We start from the raw sequence: 14,538 nt of genomic DNA, 5'->3' as shown, positions 1-14,538 counted from the left end.
TGCTCCTACCGTTCGATGTCGCAGGGGCCCGCCGCGGCGGACACGCAGGTCTGGATGAGGACGCCCGGCTCGGCCTCCGTGATTTCGCCGGTGCGCAGATCGCGGACGGCGCCCGCCTTGAGCGGCGTGACGCAGCCGAAGCAGATGCCCATGCGGCACCCGGACGGCATGAGTACGCCGGCCTCCTCGCCGACGTCCAGCAACGGCGTGGCGCCGTCCGCGTCGACGGTCGTGCCGGTGGTACTGAACGTGACCTCGCCACCGCCGGCGCCGACGACGGCGATGCTGGGGCGGAAGCGTTCGGTGTGCAGGCGCTCCGGTACGCCGTGCTCGCTCCAGTGCTTCTCGGCGGCGTCGAGCAGGCCCGCGGGCCCGCAGGCCCAGGTCTCGCGCTCGGCCCAGTCGGGCACGAGTTCGTCGAGACGGGCGATGTCGAGCATGCCGTCGGTGTCGGTGTGCACCTCGGTGAGCCGCAGCTTCTTCTCCGCGACAAGGTCGTGCAGTTCGCTGCGGAAGATCACGTCGTGCGGCTGCGGTGCGGAATGGACCATGACGGCGTCGTCGAACTCGGTGTCGCGCAGCATGCCCATCACGGGCGTGATGCCGCTGCCGGCCGTCAGGTAGAGCACCTTGGCAGGCTTGGCCTGCGGCAGCACGAAGTCACCGGTCGGCTGGTCGAGGTGGATCAGCGTGCCCGGCTTCGCCCTGCGGACCAGGTGGTTGCTGACCTTGCCGTCCGGGATCGCCTTCACGGTGATCGTGACGCGACCGTCCTGGCGGTGAGTCGGCGAGGTGATGGAGTAGGCACGCCACAGGCGCACCCCGTCGACGTCGACCCCGATCCGCACGTACTGACCGGGTGTGTGGCCGCGCCAGCCGCGTCCCGGTCTGATCACGATGGTCGCGGCGTCACCCGTCTCGGGGTGCACGGCCTCGATGCGCCCCCGCAGGTCAGCGCCCGCGCGCAGCGGGCTGACCAGGTCGAGGTAGTCCGACGGCAGCAGCGGCGTCGTGACCATCTCCAGCAGTTTCCACGCCCTGCTGCGCAAGGCAGTACTCGTCATGACTCCAGCTTGCTGTGCCTCAAGGCGTAAAGTCCTGACCGCAGGATGTGAATCTGGTCGGCTGAATTGTTCGCAGGGAACAAAAACATGAGCCATGCAATCCAAAGGGCCAGCGAGCTGGCCCTGGACGAGACGACGGTCACCGCGCTGCGGGCCGAGCTGAAGACGACCGCCGACGAGGTCGTCCAGGCGATCATCGACGAGGTCCCTCCCTACGCCAACGCCCTGTCGGGCCACATGGGAGCCACCATCCGCCGAGCCGTCCGCACCGCCCTGGGCCACTATCTGGACCTCGCGAGCGGCAAGGCCACAGGTGGCGACGCCGGTGACGCGGCCTACGAGCTGGGTCGCGGTGAGGTGCGCGACGGCCGTTCGATGGACGCCCTGCTCAGCGCGTACCGCGTCGGAGCCCGCGTGGCCTGGCGATGCCTGGCAGCGGGTGCCGTACCCGCAGGTCTGCCCGCCGCCGAGGTCGCCAAGTTCGCCGAGCTGACCTTCGCCTACATCGACGAGCTCTCCGCCGCGAGCGCCGCGGGCCACGCCGACGAACTGGCCGCCCGGGGCAGGGACCACGAACGCCACCTGGAACACCTGGCCCGCGACCTCCTCGCCGGCGCGAGCCCGGACGTGCTGCTGGCCTCTGCTCAACGGGCCGGGTGGCAGCCTCCGGGCTCGCTGACCGCGGTCCTGCTGCCCGCCGCCCAGGCCCGGCCCGCCTACCGCACGCTCGACCCGAGCACCCTCGTCCTCGACGATCTGCCGGACGCCACCGGTGTGCTGCTCGTCCCCGAGGCCGACCGATCCCATCTCCTGCGGCAGCTGACCGAGCGCACCGCGGTGGTCGGCCCGGCCCGGCCATGGGTCCGTGCGTCCGCCTCGTACACGCGAGCCGTACGCGCGCGCTCCCTCTCTTCTGATATCCGCGACACCGAGGACCACTTGCCCGAGCTGGTCCTGAGCGCCGACGTGGACGCGTTCGCGGACCTGCGTGCCCGAGCCCTCGCACCGTTGCGGACCTTGCCTGCGGCGACCGCGCGGCGGCTGGAGGAGACGTTGCGGGAGTGGCTGCTGCACCAGGGGAGGCGGGACGAGGTGGCGGCGGCATTGTTCGTCCATCCCCAGACCGTCCGGTATCGGATGTCGCAGCTGCGGGAGCTGTTTCCGGATCTCGCGTCGCCCCAGCGGGTGCTTGAACTGACGCTGGCGGTCGGTCTGGGGGCCGACTGACGGAAGCGCGGTGGCGGATACGGCTCGAGCCGGCCCGCAGGTGCGCGGCGGGCTGCAGCCAGGCGACCGCGGGGCAGCCGGGCCTGTTGCGACTCATGACAATGACCCGCGTTGATTGCGGGTGACGAGCGACGAGTGCGATCAACTGCGCAGGTTGATCCGGTGGCCGCAGGGGCCTTCGGATCAACTCCTCCCTCGCCAATGTCGAGGTCAGCGGGCCGACACCCGGCCGGCACAGACCACGCATTGGAGAGCCCAGCAATGTCCCGTGCACACCTCATCCGCAGGATCGGCACCTCGGCCGTACTCCCGGCCGCGCTCGCCGGCGCCGTCCTCGTCGCCGGTATGGGCGGCGACCTCACCGCGGGGGCGCAGCACCAGTCGCTCGGCGGGCACGTCCAGCTGGCCAACGCCCTCGTACCGACCGACGGCTTCAGCTACGCCCTGAGGGACACCAACGGCGACGGCGCCGCCGGCATGTACAACGGCATCATCAACGACATCCGCGGCCGGCTGCGCGGCAGCCGCCTGTACAACAACATCGTCCTGACGCAGGGGGGCAACGACTTCTTCGACGTGACCCTGGCGGTGGGCAACGGCGACAACGCGGTCACCCTGATCTTCAACGCGCGGAACCTGTACGTGACCGGCTGGCGCAATGACCGGACCGGCGTGTACTACCGGATGGGTGCTGGACCCTCGACGGTCCCGGGGCAGGTCGGCGACACGCAGGAAAGGAACTGGCTCAACTACAGCGCCATGGAGCGAGCCGCTCAGACCGACCGTGGAAACCTGGGCATCACCATGGGGTCCATTCAGGGCGCGATCACCGACCTGGCCACCAGCGGCAACAACCGGGACGTGGCGCGGGCCATGCTCATTCTGGTCCAGGCCTTCGCGGAGGGCGCCCGCTACGACTTCATCTCCTACCGGGTCGGCCAGGCGATCCGCAACAGCGGCATCTTCTACGCGGGATCCTCGTCCACGGTCAGCGGCAACGGCTCGGGCCAGGACGAGTTCCAGGTGACGGGCCTGGAACTGGAGAACAACTGGGAGACCCTGTCCAACGCCGCCATGAACGCGACGCAGAACCACACGAGTCCGAATGTCCCGATCGGCAGCGGGCGGTTCACGACGATGCAGGCGATCGACGCCCAGCTGGCCGTGGCGCTGCGGAAGTAGGGCCGGAGCACGGGCTCGGGGCCGGACCCCACCCGGCTGCGAGCCCGCGCCGTGCCGGTCGTGCCGTTCGCGGAGCACCGCGAGCGGTTCTGTCCTGGCCGTCGGCCTTTCCTCCACCGGCCACGCACCACTGTTAGTCAGATGACGGCCACTCGGGCGCAACCTTCCAGTGTTCTGACGTGTCCACGTAGTGTGCTGACGATACGCAGAACATGGCGGACAGCGGCGGCCGCCGCATTCGCGACTGTCGCGCTGGCGGTCGGAACCCCGGCCGCGCATGCCGCCCCAACGACGCTCGTCCTGGACGCCCAGGAGAACTACTACCTCCCCACCGAGGGCGAGGGCCCGAACCTGGATCTCGGCATCACCGCCTCGGGCGGGGATGCCCATGACGTCTCGGTCGCGGTCGACGCGTCGTCTCTCGCCGGGAAGGCGACGATGGTGGTCACGGGGGACTGCGAGAGCACCGGAGCCCTCAAGGTCAGGTGCGATGTGGGCCCCTTGTCGGGCGGGGAGTCGATCGATCCGTTCTTCCTGAAGCCCACCGCGTCCGCCAAGGCGGGCGACACCGGGGCCATCACCTACACCGCCACCGCCTCCGACGCGGCCACCGTGACCGGGAAGACGGACGTCCTGGTCGGCGGGCCGAAGCTCGTCACACGGCCCTACCCGGCGCTGAAGGGCATCGCGCCCGGCGCCGTCTTCGAGCGCACCCCGGCCTTCGCCGACACTGGCGCAGTCCCCTCCGACAAGGGCGTCATGCTGCTGGTGCAGGACTCCGACGGCGTCTCTCTCGCCCGCGATCACTCCAACTGCCATTACTCGGACCGGCCCGACATCGGCGCCTGGTGCCGGTTCGACACCCCCGTCGCGCCCGGCGCGGCCTATGAGACCAACGCGCCGCTGCGCTACACAGCCGCCGCGGACACGATGTACGGCTACAACACCTACGTCGTGTGGCCGGTCGGCGGGTCCGCGCCGGACTCCTTCGACCCGTCCGACTTCCCCGAGACCGGCACCGGCGCGCCGCTCGGCCTGAAGGCCGTCGCCTCCGGCTCCGGCTTCACCGGCTCCGGGTACGGCACCTTCGCCACCACCCAGCACGCCGACTTCCAGGCGCTCGGCGACACCGTCGAGGGCAAGGTCGGCGAGACGGTGAGCATCACCGTGGGCGTGGAGAACACCGGGCCGGGCCGGATGGGCTTGCAGTGGATGGACGCCGACAACTCCGGCACCTTCGTGGTGACCCCGCCCGCCGGCACCACCATCACCGGCGCCCCCGGCCCCGGCGAGCAGGGCGACCCCGGGCCGCTGTGGAACTGCACACCGCAGAAGGCCGGTGCCAAGAGCTACACCTGCGACATCGCCAACACGGACTTCGAACCGGGCGACTCGGTGACTCAGGAGTTCACGGTGCGGATCGACCGGGTCGTCCCCGGCGCGCGGGGCAGCGTGAAGGCGGTGGAGAACCCCGACTTCCCCAACCGTGACGACGACGCGGCGAACGACACCGCGGTGATCGCGGTGAAGGCCACCGGCTCGGCGACGTCCAACCCTTCGCCCAGCGCCTCCGCGTCTCCGTCGGCCACGCCCGTCGCGAGCCCGTCCGGCTCCGGTGCGGGAGGCGGGAGCGGTACGACGACCGATGGCGGGCTCGCCGCCACGGGCACAGACGGCGTCCTCCTGCGGGCGGGCATCGCCGCCCTGCTGGTTGCGGGCGGCACGCTGGTGTTCCTGGCAGCGCGCAGGTCGCGACTGCAGCGCGGCCGCTGAGGCCGTAGGCCCACTGGGCGGCGCCCTGGCCGAGGAGGGCCGTACGGCGAGGTCTTCTCGCTTCCCGTCCGGTGCGGCACCGGTCTGCTCCGGTGCCGCACCGGACGTGCCAGGTCAACAGCAGGAGACCCCGACCAGCGGGCCGGCCATGAGGGCGCAGCACGAGGGCCGCCGGCCCCACCCGAGCCACGAAGCAACAACGGGTCCGTTGAGCAGGCCGGTATTGCGCTGGCAACCGGGGCGAAGCCACACGCTGGTCAGTAGAGGATCACCCCGGCTTCCTGCGCTCCGCAGGGGCTTCACCCGCCGGCCGCGCTCGCTGTTCAGGGCAGGGCGTTCCAGAAGGCGCAGTGGTGGCGGGTGGCGGTGGTGCGGGTCGGGCCGGTGCGGTCCGGAGTGAGGGACTGCACCGTCCGACGCGGCCAGCGTGGGTCGGAGGGGCTGCCGGGGGCGCCCGTGCGGGCGAAACGGGTCCAGTAGTCGATCATGGTGGTGGTCAGGCGCCACTGGGCCGAGGTCATCGGGCGGGGGCGGCCGCCGAGGTCGTACAGGTAGGGGAGTTCGGCGGCATGCGATGCTCCCAGGGGGAACGGCGAGGGACCGGGGGTGAGCGGCGGGGCGTGTTCGTCCGCGAACTCGTAGCGCCAGACGGGTACATGGGTGCCGAGCAGGTCGCCGGTGCGCAGCGTGGGGCAGGCGAAGTCGGCGTCGCCGATGACCGCGCCGAACACCGGGCCGCCGTCCGGCCCCGTCACCGGGTACTCGTGCACGATCGCCTTGGTGCGGGCCGGATCGGGGAAGAAGGCGGCCACGACGTCGGGCCAGGTCTCGGGGGTGACGGGGTTGCCGGCCTGAATGATGCCGGCGGCCCAGCCGTTGCCCTCGTCGTGGTTGCTGCCGATGAGCACGGGCACGTGGTGGAAACGGCCGGCGGCGAGCGCGTCCGCGGGGTCGCGAGGCAGCAACGGGGTGGCGTAGGCGGGCTGTTGGTCGGCTTCCTGGGCAGCCAGCAGGCGGGAGACCTTCACCTCGCGCAGGCAGGCCATGGTGTCCCGGGCCGAGGAGCAGCCGACCCCGGCCGCGAACCGCGCCCCGGTCTCACGCGCTGAGGGCACCGCGGCGGCGTAGGGGGCGAACGGCCGGTCGGGCCGCCCGGTGCACGGACCGCTCTGGATGATCGCCCGCTCGAAGAGCCCCGCTGCGGCGGGCGAGGCAAGCTGGGCGCAGACGCTGTAGCCGCCGGCCGACTCGCCGGCCAGGGTCACGTTGTGCGGGTCCCCGCCGAAGGCGCCGATGCCGGCCTTGACCCAGCGAAGCGCCGCCTGCTGGTCGGCCAGGCCGAAGGCGCCGATGCCTGCCTTGACCCAGCGAAGCGCCGCCTGCTGGTCGGCCAGGCCGAAGGTGCCGGAGCCGGCCAGGCCTGGCCGGGCGAGGAAACCCAGAGCGCCGAGGCGGTAGTTGACCGTGACGACCACGACATCGCCACGGGTGACCATGCGATGTGCGTCGTAGGAACTGCCCGCGCCGGTGGTGAAGCCGCCGCCGTGCAGCCAGACGATCACCGGCCGGGGGTGTCGCGGGGCGCTGCCGGCGGGGGTGGTGACGTTCAGGTACAGGCAGTCCTCGTCGGTGCTGCCGTCGGGTACCTCGCCCGCCGGCTGCGGGCACGCGCTCGCGGGCCGGGTGGCGTCCCGTGTCCCCGCCCAGGGCCGCGCGGGACGGGATGCCGCCCAGCGCAGCCGGCCGACCGGGGGCGCCGCGTAGGGGATGCCCGCGAAGGTGTCGTAGCCGTCGTGGGCGGTGCCTCGCAGCACGCCGTCGTGCGTGCGTACCGTCGGGCCGACAGCGGGCGTCGCGCGATCCGTCCGCTGTGTCGACACCGGCTTGGATGCCGGCGCGGATGCAGGCGTCGGCAGCGCGGGCCGAGCCGTGGCGAGCACGGCGGTCAGGGTGGCCAGCGTGCAGGCCAGGGTGGTCAGGACACGGTGCATGCTCATGGGACTCCCCGTTCACGTGTACGCGGTCAGCCGCCGCCCATCCCGCCCTGGGCGGCGATCATGGTCGTGTTGAAACCTCGAACGGCTCACGGCAGGCAGGAACGCCGACAGGACGCCCGGTCCGCCGACGACGAACGCGAGCGGCGCCAGAGCGCACATCCCCGACACCCGCCTCGGCCGTGCGGCGGACAGCACGCACAGGGCGATCTGGGCCGCCAGCAGCGCCCCTGTCAACGTCACCGCGGGAAACAGCGCCCACACCGCGACGCCCGTGCCCACGCCCGTGACCAGCACGGCGACCGGGTGACACAGCACCCAGCCCAAGACGCAGACCTGCACAACGACCAGAACCAGAGCCCCGGCCAAGCGCCCGCCCGTGCCGGCGCCCACGGCGATCACCGACGTGCCGAGCACTCCCAGCACCAGAACGGCCGACCCGCCCCACAGCGCCCGAGCCGTTCGCGCCGACGGGACTTCCCTCGCCCCGCCCTCGGACACCTCGCCCGGCCACGCCGTATCCCGACTCACAACCGGACCCTACCCAGCGGCGGACCCTGCTCGCGGCGCCCCCGGTCTTCGGGGGCGAGTCGGTCCTGCACCGGAGCGGACGGCGTGTCTCTCGGACGTACAACGACACCTACCCCGACGCGCTGGCGGGGATCCCGAAGTCGAAGCGGCGAGAGGCGCCCCTTCCCGAAACCTCGAAACCTGAAGCCCAGAAACCCGAGGAGCCGGGCAATGCCCCGTTGGTCGAGGTGGCGGCGGGCGGTCAGGCGTCAGGGTCGACTTCGGGGTGCGTGAACCGCACGGGCTTGCCCAGCGACCGGGCGTAGGCGATCTCGGCCCGGGTGCTGTTTCCGATGTAGTCGCCGACCACGAGCACCTCATCAGCGAGCCGGATCTTCGCCCGGTGCAGATCGTCGAGTCGAGCCTTCAGCGCCTCGGCCTCGACCGGATCGGACCAGAGTTCGTGCGGCGACTTCATGTCAAAGCCCGGTTTGACGACGATCCTTCCGGCTTTGGTCTCCCGCAGATCGGCCTCGTTCATCTCGGTCATGAAGCGAGTGGAGCCGCAGATCACGACGATACGCGGGAGGTTCAACAGCTTCTTCGCGTCGGCGAGCTTCTCCTCGGGGGTGAGGAGTTGCGGGTATGACACGGGGTCCTCCTGGTGTCGTCCAAGGGGTGCCTGCGGAGACGAACTGGTCACCCTCGCTACGATGCAGGCCCTACTCGGCCACACCTCTTCGCCTACCTTCCCCAGCAGCCAGGCTATGACAAGCGGCTGGGCAAGCCGCCGGTCTGATGCGGAGCGTCAATCACACATGCCTGTGGCTCCGGATGCATCCGGAGCCACAGGCATGTTGCTGCTTGGCGGGTTACCAGCGATACCAGCGGCCCTTTCGGCCGCCTGTGTCAGCCGAGCGCATGACGAAGCCCAGCAGCCAGACGACCAACACGATGACCGCGACCCACCACAGTGCCTTCAGCGCGAAACCCGCGCCGAAGAGGAGAAGGGCCAGCAGAAGAACGACAAGCAGGGGAACCATAGTTATCAACCTCCGTCGCTCCTCGTGCCCGGCAAATGCAGGAACACACGGTCGATTTCCCTGGTTTCTTCACTGCTCATGCGGGCACTGGACTCAGTTTCTCCACGACGTTCTCCGACGGACCGGTCTGGGCCATCGAGCTCACAGTGGTCGAACCGGCGCCGCCAACGCCGCGCAGTCGCCCACCGCTGTCACTACTTGCGGCGTTGTCCCACCCGACCTGGCGGTCCTCGTCTCGGACCTCGAGGCTGAACACTGGTCCTGAAAAAGGGACATGGGGCCGATGCCCAGTGAAACGGGATGCTTCGACGGGCAACGGTCGGGTAGCGTGCGGGCCATGTCGAGTCCTGAGTCAGACACGGTGGGGGCTTCGGTCACGCCGTCAGCCCCCTGAACCACTGAGCTCGTAGCCCTGTCGTAGCGCCGCTTTCTGCGGTGGAACGTATGTGCGCTCGGGGCTGGCCGCGGTGACGAGATGACCTTCTCGTGCCTCTCCTCACCTCGGAGCCACTCGATGCCTCTCCCGCTGTACCTGCTTGCTCTGGCGGTCTTCGCCATGGGCACCTCGGAGTTCATGCTCGCCGGTCTTCTGCCGGACATCGCCTCGGATCTCGACGTCACCGTCGCAACAGCAGGCGTCCTCACCTCGGCCTTTGCGATCGGCATGATCGTCGGTGCCCCACTGGTGGCCGCGCTGGCCCGCAACTGGCCCAGGCGCCCGGTCCTTCTCGGGTTCGTCCTCGTATTCGCGGCAGCTCACGCCGTGGGCGCCGGCACTACGAGCTTCCCCCTCCTGTTCGCCACCCGAGTCGTGGCCGCGGTCGCGAACGCAGGGTTCCTGGCCGTCGCCCTCACGGCCGCGGCCGCGCTGGTTTCACCCGACAGGAAGGGACGCGCGCTGGCCGTGCTGCTGTCCGGCACGACGGTGGCCACGATCGCCGGTGTCCCTGGTGGGTCGGTGCTCGGTGCGGCATTCGGCTGGCGGGCCACCTTCTGGGCTGTCGCCGTTCTCTGCCTTCCTGCCGCTCTCGGCATCCTGAAAGGCATCCCAGCAGGACATGGTGAGGACGAGGCGGCTGCCAGGCCGGCTTTGCGAGTGGAACTCGCCGAGCTCGCCCGGCCGCGGTTGATCCTGGTGATGCTGCTCGGTGCGCTGGTGAACGCGGCGACCTTCGGAAGCCTCACCTTCCTTGCCCCAGTGGTGACCGACAGCGCAGGACTGGGCGAGCTGTGGATCTCTGTCGCGCTGGTGCTCTTCGGTGCCGGATCCTTCGTGGGTGTCACCATCGCCGGACGTCTGTCCGATCGAAGTCCCGGTCCGGTCATCGCGGTCGGCGGTCCGTTGCTGCTCATCGGCTGGCCCGCTCTGGCGGTGCTGGGCAACGAGCCGGTTGCCCTGTTCCTCCTCTTGTTCGTGCAGGGCGCGCTGTCGTTCGCACTGGGCAGCACGCTGATCACGCGAGTCCTCTACGAGGCCGCGGGAGCTCCCACGATGGGAGGTTCGTACGCGACTGCGGCGCTCAACATGGGTGCGGCCGTCGGCCCCGTCGTCGCTGCGGCCACGTTCGGCACCAAAGTCGGGGTCCTCGGACCGCTTTGGGCGAGTGGACTTCTCGTCGCGGTCGCGCTGCTCATCGCGTTGCCCCTGCTGACCGTCATCACGGCCGGTCGGAGCACTGAGGTGCTGCGGTGACCCATGCGAGCGCCCCCTAGAACATCGAGGGACGCCGACGGCTCGTTGATCGCTGCCGCACCCGTTCCAGCCGGGCTGGCGATGGTTCTCAAGCTGGTCGAGTCGGCCCAGGCCGCTGGCGGGGCTGTGAACGCACCCCACCTCGTCGAACGCTCCGAGATCCTCTCGGCGTGAGCAGCCTCAGCAGCGGCTCTTCTGAGCAACCCGGCACGAGGCCGGGTTGTCCACCTGGTGCAGGAGTTCGAGACGCTCCAGCCCGTCGGCTTCGAAGGTGTCGAAGGCCCAGCTGGTGAGTGTGTCCCGAGCTCGCGATGGGTTGTGCCTCAGAGACGGCGAAGCCGAACCGGTCCCCAGCTGCCCAGCCCCACTGCTGGGCCTGCACCCGGCGTGCCCCGTCGGCGTCGTTGTCCACGACGGAGCTCGCCAGCTGGCGCAGTGCGGGATCCCGGCTCACGTCGTCATTGTTGTGTCCGGACGCGCAGAGCCTGGACGGACCAATCGAGCACTGGAGTCAGACTTTCCGGGGCCGGCCAGCCGTTGACCACTGCGAGCTGCTGGAGGTACCGCTCCCTACGGGGATCGTTCACGTTCTCCAGCCGAGTCGCCAGCCGGCGGCGAAGCTGGACGTCGTCGGGGTGGCGGAGGAGGTGCGCGCACTCCGCCGTGAACGCCGCGACGATCGGATCGGCCTGGGGCGATGACGGGTCGATGCCGGCGGCCAGGGCCGGGCCGACCTGGTCACGGACGACTGCGGCAATGTGGCGTCGCGGGCCGGCCGTGTCGCTTTGGGTCTGCTCGGCTGCCTGGTCCTCGGCCATCCGGCGCATCAGGGTGCGGAAATCCGGATCCAGGGACATTTCGGCCAACTCCACCCACGCCTGGACCTGTTCTGCCTCAGGGTTGTCGGGCAACTCGGGGGTCATCGAGCGCATGGCCCCTGCGAATGCGGGAGTGGCGTCAAGACCGCCGAAGACGGCGTCGAGGAAATCGCCGATCAGACGTCGGCGTTCGTCCTCGGAAAGCTGGGCCAGCCGGTGCATGAGTTCCGTCTCCTCAGGTGTGGACCCGCGTTCGGCCACCGCCATCAGCACCGCGCGTCGCATGCGCAGGACGCGGATCTGCACTGCCAGTGCTTCGGCGTGCGCCGCGGCGACCTCGGGAAGCGAGAGCTCGCGGTCCACGACCTTGCGGATCGTGGGAAGGTCCAGTCCCAGCTCACGCATGGTTCGCACGAGGTCCAGGCGCGCGACGGCGTCGATGCTGTAGAGGCGATAGCCGGCCGGGCTGCGGCCTGTCGGCGCCACGATTCCGCGATCGGAGTAGAACCGAATGGTCTTGACCGTGAGACCGGTCCGCCGAGCGAGCTCGCCGATCGAGTAGAGCGTGTCGCCGTCCATGCCCCCACCTTTGTGTCTCCCCCTACTGGAGACTCAAGTCCCTTCAGCTGCCGGCAGGCAGCAGCCACTCACGCCTCGCTGCCTGGAGGAATGGTCCCTGACGCCCTTCTATTCGTCGAGGAATCGATACTCCTGGCTCGCGGCCCGAATCAGCACCGCGCCCTCGCGGACCTGCCACTCGCTCATGCCGTCGACTTCGTGGCTGACGAAGAACAGGCCGGTGATCAGGTCGCCGTCGTCGTCCGAGGCCGGGATCCGGGCCACGCTCCGCAGTCGGTCGAGAAACCAGTCGACGGACTGGGCGCGCAACTCGGCCCCGTAGAAGGCCCAGTTGGTGAAGTTGTACTGCCTGGGGGGAAAGGTCCAGCCGCCGCTGTACGTCTGGTCGGCGTCGTCCGCCTGGACGATCTCCTTGACCTGGGTGAGCTGCTGATCGTCACACTCCAGCCAGCCTCTGATCCGGACCGAAACACTCACGACTATTGCTCTCCCCTGTATTGCAGGCGGTATTCGCTCACTGATCGGACAGCGGACCGATATCAATCACCGCCTGTATTCGTGATCTCTTGCCGGGCGGAAGCGGGACGGCGTCGGCGATGACGTCCCGCTTCCGGGGCGCCAGGCCGCATCCATGTCATCTGCGACGGACCCACCGCCATGGGCGGTCGGCGAGAGCTGACACCGCTCCGCTCGGCATAGTCCTGCGGCGCGCGCTGGTGTTGCGTCTGGAATCGGTCAGGAGGGCCGGACCGCCGATACGGCGGTGACGGTCACGGTGTCGTCGCACTCGGCGAACTGCCCGTCGTCCAGGGCCACCTGGTGCGCCCCGGACCCCGGAAGCCGGACGACCATCGTGGGATACACCACGGGCGCCGAACCGGACACGCAGTACCCGTCGGCCTCTCCCTGCACCTGCACGAACGTCAGCTTCACCCAGGCCTTGCCGCCTGGGACCACCTTCACTGACGCCGCGGCTCCGGTCGGCTTGACAGTGAGCGGCACGTTCATCTCGGGAGAGCCGTTCCCGGCGCCGGCCACCGTGGGGTGCCCCTTGAGGACGCATGTCCGTGCGGACAGGTTGGTGAACTCGACGACGGCCGCCCCGGTCCCCGTACCGGCGGGCCGTTCGGCGGCCTGGCGGGCGGTCGCTTTCAGGCTGTCCGCGGAACAGGTCGTCGCCGAACCGCCCTGAGCGGGTGCGGACGACGCAGGTGCGGAGGCAGCGGGCGAGGGGGACGCGGGCCGGGAGACGGAGGGCGTATAGGCATCGGAGGCGGAGCTACCGGGCTCCGGGGTGCTGGGCGTGGAGGAGGAGGCAGCTGAGCTGACGGCCTCGGACGGGGTGACGCTGCCGTTCCCGGTGTTCGCGCCGCCCGCACCAGGCTGACATCCCGCCACCGCCAGAGCTGCCGAAACCATGACGACGGCCACCGCCGAACTGCGCACCGCGTTCACGTACCGCATGCTGTCCCCCGAATCCCAGTTGTCCAGAGCACGGCTCCTCGCCGTCCCGTCGAACCAGACAGAACCGCGGAGCCGACAGTTCTCCTCCACTGCGACCTGTGACCCACCGGTGACGAAATCCGGCCACAACCACGGTGGAACGCCTCGGACAGCCCCGCAGTCGGCCTCGATCATGCGTTTGCCTGAAATGGGCCTGTGGGAAGGGGGGTGGGCCGCGAGAGGTTCCTGCGGCGATGCTGTCGCCGCGGGTGATCAGCCGGTTCAGGCTGCACATTTCGAACCACATCGAAAGGATGGCTCGCGGTAAGGGCCACACCTACGGTATGGGCGACTGCTCACCACCGAGAGGACGGTAAGGCGCATGGAGATGACGCATGCCCAAACGCACAAAGCCATCGCGTGGCTGTCGGCTCACCGCTTCCCCCTCCTCGTGCTGCTTGCACTCGTCGCTCTGGTGATCACCGGGGTCGGAGCTTCGATGTGCTGCCTCGTCCTTTGACGGCGCCAGACCCCATGGTGCCTCCCAAAGAGCCCACGCCGGTCAGAAGCACGGCTCCTCCTGTCCGGGACGAAGACCAGCCTTCTGCTGTGACGGCGCCCGATTCGCGCCGCATGGAGGCATGGGTCGGGCGGATCGGCGCCGCCACGCTCGGGGTGCTCTGGATCGAGGGTGCCCGTGGATGGCTGCACGCCGGCAGCGCGATGGGGACGGGCATGGCTCGCTCGCACGTGCCCTTCTTCGAGAACGCCCGTCTGGTGTCGACCACGTATCTCGTCCTGGCCGTGGCCCTGGTGCTCGGCGCCCTGCTGCTGCAAAGACGCCACCTTGCCCATGCTCTGACGGCTTGGACCTCGGCACAGGCCGTTCATTTGACCTACCACCTCTACGACATCGACATCGTGGCCCCCGCGGAGCGTTTGCAACTGTTCGGCGGGTTCGCGGCGAGCCTCGCTGTGGCTGTGGCATTGATCGTGCTGCTGCACAGGGGCGGCCGACAACCGGCCACCCGCTGGCGGTGATCGTGTTCGTAGCGACGTCGGTCGGGCTGGATGTGACAGCAGCTGCCAGCGGCGTCGTTCGGGCCGTCCGGTACGACGGCCCACCGCCGGTTCAACTGTGAACGAAGGCAGGTCTTCCACTGCTGTCGAGGGACAGAGCCCTCCGTAGTGTCCCAGCAACAGTCAGCCCAT

The 14,538-nt window shown here is 69.8% G+C and carries 12 protein-coding genes and 1 pseudogene; 5 read left to right on the top strand and 8 right to left on the bottom strand.

Translation table 11 applies throughout. The features are described 5' to 3' along the window. Nucleotides 1-5: 5 nt before the first annotated feature. Nucleotides 6-1,064, bottom strand: coding sequence for a ferredoxin reductase (locus IOD14_RS22655; RefSeq protein ID WP_123986646.1), 1,059 nt, complete (start codon nucleotides 1,062-1,064; stop codon nucleotides 6-8). Between the two features lie 87 nt (nucleotides 1,065-1,151). Here IOD14_RS22655 and IOD14_RS22650 point away from each other — a divergent pair, with 87 nt between their 5' ends. The 3 genes from IOD14_RS22650 (at nucleotide 1,152) to IOD14_RS22640 (ending at nucleotide 5,246) form a co-directional block, all read left to right on the top strand. Further along, a complete protein-coding gene (locus tag IOD14_RS22650; RefSeq protein WP_212671343.1) occupies nucleotides 1,152-2,291 on the top strand; it encodes a PucR family transcriptional regulator in 1,140 nt (379 codons plus the stop codon). Between the two features lie 261 nt (nucleotides 2,292-2,552). Next, nucleotides 2,553-3,473, top strand: a complete 921-nt coding sequence (locus tag IOD14_RS22645; protein ID WP_160160112.1) for a ribosome-inactivating family protein — start codon at nucleotides 2,553-2,555, stop codon at nucleotides 3,471-3,473. A 192-nt stretch (nucleotides 3,474-3,665) separates the two neighbouring features. Further along, nucleotides 3,666-5,246 (top strand): hypothetical protein, encoded by a 1,581-nt coding sequence (locus tag IOD14_RS22640; protein WP_212671342.1) that lies wholly within the window; start codon nucleotides 3,666-3,668, stop codon nucleotides 5,244-5,246. A 323-nt stretch (nucleotides 5,247-5,569) separates the two neighbouring features. Here IOD14_RS22640 and IOD14_RS22635 read toward each other — a convergent pair whose 3' ends face one another. The 4 genes and pseudogenes from IOD14_RS22635 to IOD14_RS22620 form a co-directional block, all read right to left on the bottom strand. After that, on the bottom strand, nucleotides 5,570-7,243 hold the full coding sequence (locus tag IOD14_RS22635) for a carboxylesterase family protein (RefSeq protein WP_212671341.1): 1,674 nt from the start codon (nucleotides 7,241-7,243) through the stop codon (nucleotides 5,570-5,572). 162 nt (nucleotides 7,244-7,405) lie between these two features. Further along, a pseudogene (locus tag IOD14_RS22630) lies at nucleotides 7,406-7,741 on the bottom strand (sensor histidine kinase); the annotation flags it as partial. 271 nt (nucleotides 7,742-8,012) lie between these two features. Next, complete coding sequence (locus IOD14_RS22625) at nucleotides 8,013-8,402, bottom strand: hypothetical protein (RefSeq protein WP_212671340.1); 390 nt, start codon at nucleotides 8,400-8,402, stop codon at nucleotides 8,013-8,015. A 220-nt stretch (nucleotides 8,403-8,622) separates the two neighbouring features. Continuing rightward, nucleotides 8,623-8,793, bottom strand: coding sequence for a hydrophobic protein (locus tag IOD14_RS22620; RefSeq protein ID WP_123986639.1), 171 nt, complete (start codon nucleotides 8,791-8,793; stop codon nucleotides 8,623-8,625). 514 nt (nucleotides 8,794-9,307) lie between these two features. On the opposite strand from IOD14_RS22620, the gene IOD14_RS22615 reads away from it, so the two are divergent. Continuing rightward, nucleotides 9,308-10,486: a Cmx/CmrA family chloramphenicol efflux MFS transporter gene (locus tag IOD14_RS22615; protein WP_212671339.1), complete on the top strand. Its 1,179-nt coding sequence runs from the start codon at nucleotides 9,308-9,310 to the stop codon at nucleotides 10,484-10,486. Nucleotides 10,487-10,944: 458 nt separating this feature from the next. Here IOD14_RS22615 and IOD14_RS22610 read toward each other — a convergent pair whose 3' ends face one another. The 3 genes from IOD14_RS22610 to IOD14_RS22600 form a co-directional block, all read right to left on the bottom strand. Beyond that, nucleotides 10,945-11,883 (bottom strand): MerR family transcriptional regulator, encoded by a 939-nt coding sequence (locus IOD14_RS22610; RefSeq protein ID WP_212671338.1) that lies wholly within the window; start codon nucleotides 11,881-11,883, stop codon nucleotides 10,945-10,947. Nucleotides 11,884-11,991: 108 nt separating this feature from the next. After that, entirely contained in the window at nucleotides 11,992-12,360 is a 369-nt protein-coding gene (locus tag IOD14_RS22605; protein WP_212671337.1) for a hypothetical protein, read from the bottom strand. Nucleotides 12,361-12,618: 258 nt separating this feature from the next. Then, the gene (locus tag IOD14_RS22600) at nucleotides 12,619-13,347 is read right to left on the bottom strand and encodes a DUF4232 domain-containing protein (protein WP_212671336.1); all 729 of its coding nucleotides are present in this window, start codon (nucleotides 13,345-13,347) and stop codon (nucleotides 12,619-12,621) included. A gap of 588 nt (nucleotides 13,348-13,935) precedes the next feature. On the opposite strand from IOD14_RS22600, the gene IOD14_RS22595 reads away from it, so the two are divergent. Next, nucleotides 13,936-14,367: a hypothetical protein gene (locus IOD14_RS22595; protein ID WP_123986635.1), complete on the top strand. Its 432-nt coding sequence runs from the start codon at nucleotides 13,936-13,938 to the stop codon at nucleotides 14,365-14,367. Nucleotides 14,368-14,538 lie beyond the last annotated feature (171 nt).

The organism is Streptomyces sp. A2-16, assembly GCF_018128905.1.
In the GTDB taxonomy this organism is placed as follows: Bacteria; Actinomycetota; Actinomycetes; order Streptomycetales; family Streptomycetaceae; genus Streptomyces.
This window is presented reverse-complemented; position numbering and strand designations above follow the sequence as displayed.